The organism is Sphingobacterium deserti (assembly GCF_000757725.1).
Lineage (GTDB): Bacteria > Bacteroidota > Bacteroidia > Sphingobacteriales > Sphingobacteriaceae > Sphingobacterium > Sphingobacterium deserti.
Map to the genome: position 1 here is coordinate 1 of NZ_JJMU01000030.1, position 9,016 is coordinate 9,016.

General features: G+C 42.2%; 8 protein-coding genes. 7 read left to right on the plus strand and 1 reads right to left on the minus strand.

Features of this window, described 5'->3' with window-relative positions:
* Window positions 1–264 precede the first annotated feature (264 nt).
* Window positions 265–1,821 (minus strand): T9SS response regulator signal transducer PorX, encoded by a 1,557-nt coding sequence (gene porX / locus DI53_RS10230; protein ID WP_420804745.1) that lies wholly within the window; start codon window positions 1,819–1,821, stop codon window positions 265–267.
* 216 nt (window positions 1,822–2,037) lie between these two features.
* Between porX and DI53_RS10235 the strand changes: the two genes are divergently transcribed.
* The 7 genes from DI53_RS10235 to DI53_RS10265 all read left to right on the plus strand — a co-directional run bounded on the left by DI53_RS10235 (window position 2,038) and on the right by DI53_RS10265 (window position 8,494).
* Window positions 2,038–3,282: an HD domain-containing protein gene (locus DI53_RS10235; RefSeq protein WP_037498667.1), complete on the plus strand. Its 1,245-nt coding sequence runs from the start codon at window positions 2,038–2,040 to the stop codon at window positions 3,280–3,282.
* 43 nt (window positions 3,283–3,325) lie between these two features.
* On the plus strand, window positions 3,326–4,378 hold the full coding sequence (lpxD, locus tag DI53_RS10240) for a UDP-3-O-(3-hydroxymyristoyl)glucosamine N-acyltransferase (protein ID WP_037498670.1): 1,053 nt from the start codon (window positions 3,326–3,328) through the stop codon (window positions 4,376–4,378).
* A 12-nt stretch (window positions 4,379–4,390) separates the two neighbouring features.
* A complete protein-coding gene (locus DI53_RS10245; RefSeq protein WP_193790644.1) occupies window positions 4,391–5,788 on the plus strand; it encodes a bifunctional UDP-3-O-[3-hydroxymyristoyl] N-acetylglucosamine deacetylase/3-hydroxyacyl-ACP dehydratase in 1,398 nt (465 codons plus the stop codon).
* A gap of 1 nt (window position 5,789) precedes the next feature.
* Window positions 5,790–6,587 (plus strand): acyl-ACP--UDP-N-acetylglucosamine O-acyltransferase, encoded by a 798-nt coding sequence (lpxA, locus tag DI53_RS10250; protein WP_037498676.1) that lies wholly within the window; start codon window positions 5,790–5,792, stop codon window positions 6,585–6,587.
* A 13-nt stretch (window positions 6,588–6,600) separates the two neighbouring features.
* Window positions 6,601–7,224, plus strand: a complete 624-nt coding sequence (locus tag DI53_RS10255; protein WP_037498679.1) for an ABC transporter ATP-binding protein — start codon at window positions 6,601–6,603, stop codon at window positions 7,222–7,224.
* A gap of 63 nt (window positions 7,225–7,287) precedes the next feature.
* Complete coding sequence (gene efp / locus DI53_RS10260) at window positions 7,288–7,848, plus strand: elongation factor P (protein WP_037498682.1); 561 nt, start codon at window positions 7,288–7,290, stop codon at window positions 7,846–7,848.
* A 73-nt stretch (window positions 7,849–7,921) separates the two neighbouring features.
* Window positions 7,922–8,494 (plus strand): 5-formyltetrahydrofolate cyclo-ligase, encoded by a 573-nt coding sequence (locus tag DI53_RS10265; RefSeq protein WP_037498685.1) that lies wholly within the window; start codon window positions 7,922–7,924, stop codon window positions 8,492–8,494.
* The last annotated feature ends 522 nt before the right edge of the window (window positions 8,495–9,016 follow it).

Sequence of the window (9,016 nt, forward strand, 5' to 3'; positions counted from 1 at the left end):
ACTGCTGTGCGTGGGATTGCGGGATAAATCGCCTCGATGAAACAAAGATTTTTTGCATACCTTTTTCATCTGAAAAAGTATGGCCCAGTCCCGGCCAGGGACGAGCGATCTGCCGCATGCCGCGGCAAACCATTACTTTTGATGATCAAAAGCAAATTCTGTCGCTTTTGAACTGTCAGCATAGCCATAACTTAATCAACGCATGGTCTTCAAGCTTTTCGATTGAGGGATTACGTACAGGGAGTTATTCTAATCGCCTGTATTTTATTTCGGCGTATACACCGCATAGGGGATAATCATCTCTTCCATGGATATGCCGCCATGTTGGAAGGTACCATTGTAATAGTTGGAAAAATGGTTGTAGTTATTGGGATACACAAAGAAGTAATCGTCCTTAGAAAAAACGAAAGAAGAACTGACGTGTAGCTTCGGCAGCTGCGCATCGTGCGGATTTTTGATGACAAAAACTTCCTTATTCGTGTAATTAAGGTTTTTCCCCTGTTTGTAACGCAAGTTGGTATTGGTATTGCGGTCACCGATGATTTTGCTTGGACGTTTTACACGGATAGTACCGTGATCAGTCGTTATAATAACTTTGACATTGCGTTGGGCAAGCCACTTTAGCGTGTCTAGCAGTGGTGAATGCTCAAACCAAGATAGCGTTAGTGAGCGGTAAGCGCTTTCATCGTTAGCCAGTTCGCGTATCATGGCCATATCGGTCCGGGCATGCGAAAGCATGTCGACGAAGTTATACACCAAAACATTCAGATCATTTTGCATCAGGTTATTGAGCGAATCGACGATATCCCTGCCTTGATCCAGCGTTAAGATCTTGTGGTAGGAATGCTTGATATCTCGGCGGTAAAGACGATTGATCTGGTCGCTTAAAAACTTATCTTCGTTTAGGTTTTTTCCACCTTCCTCGTCATCGTTTTGCCATAGATCCGGAAAGCGGCGTTCCATTTCCAAAGGGGTTAACCCACTAAATATCGCGTTTCGTGCATACTGCGTTGCGGTTGGAAGAATACTGAAATACGCATCTTCCTCTTCTAATCGATAATAATCTGTTATTACGTCGTTAACGATCTTCCATTGATCGTAGCGAAGGTTATCGATCAAGAAGAAAAATGTAGGCTTATCAGCTTCCAAGGCAGGGAATACCTTCTTCTTAAATAATTGATGCGATTGTATAGGACCATCCTCCTTATTTTGGATCCAGTTGAGGTAATTTTTTTCAACGAACTTAGAAAATAAGCTATTTGCGTCTGATTTTTGCATCGTTAAAATCTCGTGCATTCCGGCATCTTCTAGTTTTTGTAGGGAGAGTTCCCAATATATCAATTTTCGGTAGGCGTCCGTCCATTGTTTATGGTCAAGATCATCGTTTATCGTCATCCCTAAATTTCGAAACTCTTGCTGATAGGCCATCGAGGTTTTCTCGCTCACGAGTCGCTTATTCTCGGTGAACTTTTTGATCGTCAAGAGGATTTGCTTTGGGTTTACCGGCTTAATCAGATAGTCATCAATCTTAGAGCCAATAGCATCTTCCATCAAATGTTCCTCCTCATTTTTCGTAACCAGGACAGTAGGGATGGTCGGATTGATGGTTTTAAGTATTGCCAAGGTCTCTAAGCCGGTTTTTCCGGGCATATTTTCATCGAGGAATACAAGATCAAAGGGTTCGTTTTGGAATGCTTCCACGGCATCGTTCCCATTATTAACCGTTTTTACACGGTAACCCTTTTCCTCCAACAGCATGACGTGCGGCTTTAAAAACTCAATTTCGTCATCTGCCCAAAGTATATGTATTTTATTGATCATGTATGCGTTGTTTAAATTTGAAGGAGGAATTTGCTATGGCGACTACGCGAAGAAGTTTCCCGATGAAGCTTTCACAAATTAGCCAAATAAGGCATTACAGCTTTTATTTTAACATTAATTAACTTCATTCTGCTTATCTTTGCGCTAATTTAGGCGAAGATTAAGGAAGGACTATAGCACTATCAAAAGTAATAATAATTAAAAAGTTGCAGAAAATTGAATAAGAAAAAAATAATTAACGACCCTGTCTACGGATTTGTTTCAATTCCGTCGGCATTTATTTTCGATCTTATTCAACATCCTTTCTTACAACGGCTACGCTTTATCAAGCAAGTAAGCATGACGCACCTTGTCTACCCAGGTGCCTTGCATACACGCTTCCAACATGTCGTAGGGGCTATGCATTTAACTTGCTTAGCGATCGACACCCTTCGTAGTAAAGACGTGTATATTAGCACGGAAGAAGAGGAAGCCACCTTGGCCGCGATTCTTTTGCACGACGTTGGGCATGGTCCGTTTTCCCACTCGCTAGAGCATACGCTTATAGAAGGCGTATCTCACGAGATGATTTCCGCCTTATTGATGGATAAACTAAACGAAGAATTTAAAGGTCGTTTGAGTTTAGCCATAACGATTTTCAACAACGAATACCCAAGACAGTTTTTTCACCAATTGATATCGAGCCAGCTTGATACGGATAGAATGGATTATTTAAATCGGGATAGCTTTTTCACGGGTGTTTCGGAAGGTGTGATTTCTTTTGACCGAATAATTAAGATGCTGAACGTGAAGGATGAAAATCTGGTTGTTGAAGTAAAAGGCATCTATTCTGTAGAGAAGTTCCTGATAGCACGAAGACTGATGTACTGGCAGGTGTATCTTCATAAAACCGTTATCGGCGCAGAGCAGATGCTCATCAAAATTTTGTACAGGGCAAAAGAACTCAGTATGCAGGGCAAAACGTTATTTGCATCAAAAGCACTTCGGCATTTTCTGCAAAATAAAATTGATATCCATAACTTTCTCGATATCCCTGATCATTTGATCTGGTTTACTCGGCTTGATGATACAGATATCATGTCGGCGGTAAAGGATTGGGTGTATTCGGACGACAAAATTCTGCAAACGCTCTGTCGCAAATTAATGAACAGGGATCTTTTACGCACCGAATTGCGAAGTGTTCCGTATTCTCGGGAGGAAATATCTTTTGTGAAAGAAAAGGTAAAAGCCCATTTTGAATTAAATGACACAGAAGTGGATTACTTTGTTTATGAACAAACGATTCAGAACAGTGCTTATGACGCTCGCTATAACAACATAAAAATTTTGAACAAAATGGGTAGCGTTCAGGATATTACTGAAGCATCTGATCTTTCGAATCTGGAAGCTTTGGCCAAGCGGGTGGAGAAATATGCCATTTCGTATCCGAAGGAAATAGGCTTTCCATTGTATGAAGGTTAACAAAATGGTAAGAATTAATTAAGAAAAAGTATACATTTGTAAGATGCAATTTACTGCAAATCAAATAGCAACATTACTAGGCGGGTACGTAGATGGAAATCCGGATGTTACTGTAAATCAATTGGCTAAAATAGAAGAAGGCACTATTGGTTCTTTAGCTTTTCTATCCAATCCGAAATACGAACATTTTCTTTATGAAACGAACGCCTCAGCAGTGATCGTAAATGAAGACTTACAACTTCAGAAAGATGTAGACACGACTTTGATTCGTGTGAAAGATGCTTACTTAGCTTTTTCTGAACTACTTAAAATCTATCATAAACTTCGTAACGAACGGAGCGGCGTAGAGGAGCCGTCTTATATGCATGAAACGGCTACCATGGGTACTGATTTTTATTTGGGCGCATTTTCCTATATAGGGCGCGATGTAAAAATCGGAAATGGTGTGAAGATCCACCCTCAGGTCTACATTGGCGATGGTGTTACCATTGGTGATAATACTGTGATCTTTCCTGGCGTTAAAGTGTATTACGATTGCCGTATTGGACAAAACGTGGTACTACATAGCGGTGTTGTGGTGGGTAGTGATGGCTTTGGCTTTGCTCCGCAGACAGATGGCACCTACAATAAAGTGCCTCAAATAGGCAATGTGGTTATCCACGACGATGTCGAAGTGGGGGCCAACACCGTGATCGATAGAGCGACGCTAGGATCCACCGTGATTCGTCAAGGCGTTAAGCTTGATAATTTAATACAGGTTGCACATAATGTGGAAATCGGCACGAATACCGTAGTCGCAGCGCAAACCGGTATTTCAGGAAGTACAAAGGTAGGAGAGCAGGTGGTATTAGGCGGGCAAGTCGGTATTGTAGGGCATATACATATCGCTGCCGGCTCGCAGGTGCAGGCGCAATCCGGAATCAACAGATCGATTGATCAAGAAAATAAAAAATGGGGCGGTTCACCTGCTATGCCCTACAGCAGTAATTTACGCTCACAAGTGCTGTACAGTAAGTTGCCAGCGCTGGAACATCGTTTAGCCGCTTTGGAGGCAAGACTAAGAAAGCTGGACGACAGCGATAATTTTGCTAAATAGTTTATGTTAGATATGAATGTGAAACAAAGGACAATTCAGTCCGAAATAACTATATCAGGGATAGGACTACACACGGGCGAAATCGTGAATATGACTATCAAACCTGCTGCAGAATTCCATTGGTATAAGTTTAAGCGTGTAGATTTAGAGGGGCAGCCCATTGTTGCTGTCGATGCTGATAATGTATCGGATACCTCTAGAGGCACCACAATATCACAAAATGGCGCATCAGTAAGTACCATAGAACATCTGATGGCTGCCTTTGTAGGTTTACAAATTGATAACGTGCTTATCGAAATTGATGGGCCGGAGGTTCCTATTTTAGATGGAAGCTCAAAAATATATGTTGAAAAGCTGCTGGAAATCGGCTTTATCGATCAGGAAGCAGATCGAGACTATTATGAGATCAAAGATAATGTAGCCTACATTGAAAAAGACCGTAAGGTTGAGATCATTGCGATGCCATTGGATGGGTACAGGCTTACCTGTATGATCGACTTCAACTCATCCGTTTTAGGAAGTCAGCATGCATCAATAAGTAATATCTCGGAGTTCCGTGCTGAAATTGCTTCCTCGCGCACCTTTTGTTTCCTACATGAATTGGAAAGCCTACTAAATCATAACCTTATAAAAGGGGGCGATCTTTCCAATGCCATCGTTATCGTGGATAAAGAGGTCAGCGAAGATGAGCTGAATAAGTTATCTGGATTATTCAATAAAACGGTAGAGGTGGCGAATGAGGGTATTTTGAACAATATCCAGTTGCGTTATCAAAACGAGCCTGCTCGGCATAAATTGCTGGATATGATCGGCGATTTAGCTTTGGTTGGTCGTCCTTTAAAAGGGCATATCATGGCTGCACGGCCTGGCCATGCAGCAAATGCTGCGTTTGCGAAAAAGATCAAAGCGCAAATGAAAAGAGATAAAAACCGCAAGAATATGAAGGTGTACGATCCTAATATGACACCGGTGTACGATACCGTGCAGATCATGAATATCTTGCCACACCGCCCGCCATTCTTGATGATTGATAAGATATTGGAGCTATCTGATACGCACGTTGTGGGGCTAAAAAATGTGACGATGAATGAGGAATTTTTCACTGGACATTTTCCTGGCTCCCCTGTGTTTCCTGGCGTATTGCAAATTGAAGCAATGGCGCAAACCGGTGGTATTTTAGTGTTAAATACAGTGCCTGATCCAGAAAATTGGTTGACACTGTTCCTAAAAATAGAAAATGCTCGTTTTAAAAACCAGGTGACGCCGGGGGATACAATAATTTTTAGCTGCGAATTGTTGGAGCCCATCCGTCGAGGCATAGCCCGTATGAAAACGGTAAGTATGGTAGGCGATAAGGTAGTGAGTGAGGCAGAGCTGATGGCTCAAATTGTAAAAGTAAAAGGTAATTAACATGATACAACCGTTATCATATATACATCCTGAGGCTAAAATAGCGCAGAATGTTGTGGTCGAACCATTCACCACAATTTACAAGGATGTTGAAATTGGAGAAGGTACGTGGATAGGATCCAATGTGACGATAATGAACGGCGCGCGAATTGGCAAGAATTGCCGTATCTTTCCGGGGTCAGTAATTTCTGGCGAACCGCAAGATTTGAAGTTCGAAGGCGAAGTTACGACGGCGGAGATTGGTGACAATACAACCATCCGGGAGTGTGTTACGATCAACAGAGGAACCAAAGACCGTTATAAAACTGTTATTGGTAAAAATTGCCTGATACAGGCATATAGCCATATTGCACACGACTGTTTCGTGGGCGACAACTGTATCTTTTCAAACTCCAGCACGTTGGCGGGGCATATCACGGTAGGTGATTATGTCGTTCTAGCGGGTATGGTTGCTGTGCATCAATTTTGTCAGATTGGCTCACATGCATTCGTGACTGGCGGTACACTTGTGCGGAAGGATGTTCCACCGTTTATCAAGGCGGCGCGCGAACCGATTTCCTATGCTGGTATCAATTCCGTCGGGCTGCGTAGAAGAGGGTTCACGGCAGAACAGATCACGGAAATTCAAGATATCTATCGGGTACTCTTTGTACAAAACCGTAACCTCACGAAGGCGTTAGATCTTATCGAAGCCGAATTTGCACCTACCGAATTACGCGACGAAATTTTGTCTTTCGTGCGGAATTCTAACCGCGGTGTGATCAAAGGGTTCAACCAAGGTCGTATATCCACACTTTAACACGATACGTTTATTGAGTATAACTTTACAAGACTTAGGCAGACGGTATAATAGAGAATGGGTATTTCGCCATATCGATTATACCTTATCATTTGGAAAGAAATATGCTATCCTTGGGCCAAATGGCTCGGGGAAATCGACGTTATTGAAAATTATAGCGTCCAATCTCTCACCCAGTGAAGGCCAAATTTTATATAAAACCAACGATGGGTCACCTATTGAAGTAGATAAGGTGTTCCAGGATATAACAATGGCCGCGCCCTACGTGGAGTTGTTGGAAGAATTTACCCTCCGTGAAATGATAGATTTTCATTTCAAGTTCAAATCATTTTTGCCCGGATTCACAGCTGATCGTCTGATCGATCTGTTGCAACTTGACAAAGCTGTAGATAAGGAAATCCGTTTTTTTTCGTCGGGAATGAAGCAACGCGTCAAACTTGCACTTACCTGCTGTGCCGGCACCCCACTTGTTCTTTTGGATGAGCCGACTAGTAATTTGGATGCCGCTGGTGAAACATGGTATTTGAATCTTATTCAGGAGACCATAGGGCCCGAGCGAATGTTGATTATCGGCTCCAACCAGGAGCGGGAATATGCTTTTTGCGATGAATCGCTCAACATCCTTTCGTATAAATAGTCAGTAGATTTTTTTTAAACCGTATATTTTGTAGTTTTGTAATCAAAATTCAAAGATATTGTTATGTCAAAAGCATCTGAAGTAAAGTCAGGAAATATATTACGTTTTAACGGAGAGTTAGTCGCTGTGGAGGAGTTTATCCACCGCACGCCGGGAAACTTACGGGCCTTTTATCAAGCGCGTATGCGTAATGTACGTAGTGGTAAATTAGTAGAGTATCGTTTCAGAACAGACGAAGATGTTGAAATTGCACGTGTAGAAACAAATGATTACCAATATCTATACGACGAAGGCGATTTCTTTGTTGTGATGGATAACAACACGTACGAACAGTTCAATATTCCTAAGAATCTTTTCGGCGATACAGCCCGTTTCTTGAAAGAAGGTATGAATGTCATTATTGCTTTTGAAAGCGATGAGCCTATTATGGCGCAGGCACCTGCTACCGTCGAACTTGAAATTACGTATACAGAACCGGCTGTCAAAGGCGATACATCCACCAATGCTTTGAAAAGCGCAACCGTGGAAACTGGCGTAGAAATTCGCGTTCCTTTATTCATCAATCAAGGTGACAAAGTGAAAGTGGATACGCGTACCGGTGATTATATCGAACGCGTAAAATAAGAACTGAGCTACTAAAATTTACTAATCGGTCTTGTATGCTGCTGCAGCGCAAGACCGATTTTGTTTATAGACAATGATAAAAGCAACTTTGCGACACACGTATAAGGAACGGAGGAAGCAGCTTCCCAGCGATGCCATTGAAAGTTTTAACGATGCATTATTGCTACGCTTGCAAACCTTATCCTGGTCAGATAAAACATACATTCACACGTTTCTGCCTATCGCAAGCCAGCATGAGCCCGATATGTGGCGTTTTATCGAATACGTGCAACATCACTTCCCCGCGAACAATATCGTCGTGAGCAGGGCTAACATAGCCAACTACAGTATGGAGAATTTCCTGTATACAGAAAAAACGCTGATGGAAGAGAGCGCTTGGGGAATAACGGAACCTATCTCCGGAGAACCGGTGGAGGAAAGTGCTTTGGACGCGGTGATTATTCCGTTGCTTGTCGCCGATATGAAAGGAAATAGGGTAGGATATGGAAAAGGTTTTTATGATCGTTTTCTAGCTAAGTGCCGCCCTGATTGCGTAAAAATTGGGCTTTCCTATTTTGAGCCTATCCTAGAAATTGCCGATGTTGGGCCATTCGATGTCCCATTGGATATGCTGCTTACACCGGATAATACCTATTCGTTTTTTTAAGAGGGTAGTGGGTAATGAGAATAGATTGTATTTAGTAAATAGAATTGCGTAATGCGTATAGCGTAGTGGGATGTTAAACTTTTCTTTATTGCTTCCTACCAATTTTAAACGAAATGTCGCCTCTTTAGATGATAGTATGTAGTACTTAGTACATAGAAAAGTTTTGCTTGATAAGTGATTGCAGGGATCATTATTAACGGAAATGTTGCATCAGTTTTGTTGCGTCTGTAGTCATTTGCCTTTGCACTATTTAATAAGGATGCAACAAAAGTAAGCGACGGGGTTTTGGTTACTTTTGCCCTCCAAAAGTAACGCCCTGTCCTGGCAAAGGACGGAAAGGTTTGAGCGAGGGACAAACTGTTTTATAAACATCAATCTGAACTTGCTGCGGCATGCGGCAGATCGCTTGTCCCTTGCCGGGACTGGGCCATACTTTTTCAGATGAAAAAGTATACAAAAAATCTTTGGTTCATCGAGGCGATTTCTCCCACAACCCCACGCACAGCAGCAGGCTGCCTGTCA

Bases quoted from the DNA above. Each gene is read 5' to 3' on its own strand.
- porX (WP_420804745.1), bottom strand. From the start codon at position 1,821: ATGATCAATAAAATACATATACTTTGGGCAGATGACGAAATTGAGTTT.
- efp (WP_037498682.1), top strand. From the start codon at position 7,288: ATGTCAAAAGCATCTGAAGTAAAGTCAGGAAATATATTACGTTTTAAC.
- DI53_RS10265 (WP_037498685.1), top strand. From the start codon at position 7,922: ATGATAAAAGCAACTTTGCGACACACGTATAAGGAACGGAGGAAGCAG.
- DI53_RS10245 (WP_193790644.1), top strand. From the start codon at position 4,391: ATGAATGTGAAACAAAGGACAATTCAGTCCGAAATAACTATATCAGGG.
- lpxA (WP_037498676.1), top strand. From the start codon at position 5,790: ATGATACAACCGTTATCATATATACATCCTGAGGCTAAAATAGCGCAG.
- lpxD (WP_037498670.1), top strand. From the start codon at position 3,326: ATGCAATTTACTGCAAATCAAATAGCAACATTACTAGGCGGGTACGTA.